Origin of the sequence: Xanthomonas sp. SHU 166, assembly GCF_000364685.1 — a bacterium.
Lineage (GTDB): Bacteria > Pseudomonadota > Gammaproteobacteria > Xanthomonadales > Xanthomonadaceae > Xanthomonas_A > Xanthomonas_A sontii.
The window spans coordinates 1-603 of sequence record NZ_AQOJ01000895.1; the positions used below are offsets into that span (position 1 = coordinate 1).

Below are 603 nucleotides of genomic sequence, written 5' to 3' on the forward strand. Positions count from 1 at the left end.
TCGCGCCGGGTCAGGTCCAGGGCACGGCCGCGCCAGCGCACCGCCAGGCGCTCCGGGTCCAGGTGCAGCGCGCCGATCTCCAACTGCGGCGTGGCGCGGCCGGCGCTGCGCCGCAGCAGCGCACGCGTGCGCGCCAGCAGTTCGGTGGTGTCGAAGGGCTTGCCCAGGTAATCGTCGGCGCCCACGTCCAGGCCCAGCGCACGGTCGGCCGGCCGCTCGCGCGCGCTGAGCACCAGGATCGGCACGTCGGCACCGAGCTGGCGGGTGCGCCGGATCACCTCCAGCCCGTCCATCCGCGGCAGCCCCAGGTCCAGCAGCACCAGGTCGATCTCGCCATCGCCGATCGCGGCCAGCGCGGCGGCACCGTCCTGCACCCAGTCCACCGAATAGGCGGCGCGACGCAGGGCGGTGCGGATGCCCTCTCCCAGCGACAGATCGTCTTCCACCAGCAGGATGCGCATGACCGCAGTGTGGGCGGCCGCTCAGCGGCTGGCAAGATGCGTTTCGACCTCGTGCAGCGCCGCCTGGATCTGCTGGCGGCGGCCGTGGTCGGCCACCTCGCGGCCGGGCCGCGGCGGCGCCGCCAGGGCCTTGCGCAGCGCC

The 603-nt window shown here is 75.1% G+C and carries 1 protein-coding gene; it reads right to left on the reverse strand.

All coding sequences use genetic code 11. The annotated features are described in order from the left end of the window. The coding region (locus tag D180_RS20175) for a response regulator (protein WP_017914188.1) at positions 1 to 461 on the reverse strand (461 nt) is incomplete at its 3' end. Between the last annotated feature and the right edge of the window lie 142 nt (positions 462 to 603).